The 829-nt window shown below is 52.0% G+C and carries 1 protein-coding gene; it reads left to right on the top strand.

Going from position 1 to position 829, the window contains the following annotated elements:
* Window positions 1-71: 71 nt before the first annotated feature.
* On the top strand, window positions 72-776 hold the full coding sequence (locus ACFSR6_RS17515; RefSeq protein ID WP_001067855.1) for an IS6-like element IS26 family transposase: 705 nt from the start codon (window positions 72-74) through the stop codon (window positions 774-776).
* The last annotated feature ends 53 nt before the right edge of the window (window positions 777-829 follow it).

Genomic DNA, 829 nt, shown 5'->3' with positions numbered 1-829 from the left:
GTATTATAGGCACTGTTGCAAATAGTCGGTGGTGATAAACTTATCATCCCCTTTTGCTGATGGAGCTGCACATGAACCCATTCAAAGGCCGGCATTTTCAGCGTGACATCATTCTGTGGGCCGTACGCTGGTACTGCAAATACGGCATCAGTTACCGTGAGCTGCAGGAGATGCTGGCTGAACGCGGAGTGAATGTCGATCACTCCACGATTTACCGCTGGGTTCAGCGTTATGCGCCTGAAATGGAAAAACGGCTGCGCTGGTACTGGCGTAACCCTTCCGATCTTTGCCCGTGGCACATGGATGAAACCTACGTGAAGGTCAATGGCCGCTGGGCGTATCTGTACCGGGCCGTCGACAGCCGGGGCCGCACTGTCGATTTTTATCTCTCCTCCCGTCGTAACAGCAAAGCTGCATACCGGTTTCTGGGTAAAATCCTCAACAACGTGAAGAAGTGGCAGATCCCGCGATTCATCAACACGGATAAAGCGCCCGCCTATGGTCGCGCGCTTGCTCTGCTCAAACGCGAAGGCCGGTGCCCGTCTGACGTTGAACACCGACAGATTAAGTACCGGAACAACGTGATTGAATGCGATCATGGCAAACTGAAACGGATAATCGGCGCCACGCTGGGATTTAAATCCATGAAGACGGCTTACGCCACCATCAAAGGTATTGAGGTGATGCGTGCACTACGCAAAGGCCAGGCCTCAGCATTTTATTATGGTGATCCCCTGGGCGAAATGCGCCTGGTAAGCAGAGTTTTTGAAATGTAAGGCCTTTGAATAAGACAAAAGGCTGCCTCATCGCTAACTTTGCAACAGTGCCA

It is taken from the genome of Pedobacter vanadiisoli (assembly GCF_042684385.1).
GTDB lineage: Bacteria > Bacteroidota > Bacteroidia > Sphingobacteriales > Sphingobacteriaceae > Pedobacter > Pedobacter vanadiisoli.
Note: the sequence above shows the minus strand (reverse complement) of the source record. Positions and strands in the feature narration are given on the sequence as shown.

Bases quoted from the DNA above. Each gene is read 5' to 3' on its own strand.
- ACFSR6_RS17515 (WP_001067855.1), top strand. From the start codon at position 72: ATGAACCCATTCAAAGGCCGGCATTTTCAGCGTGACATCATTCTGTGG.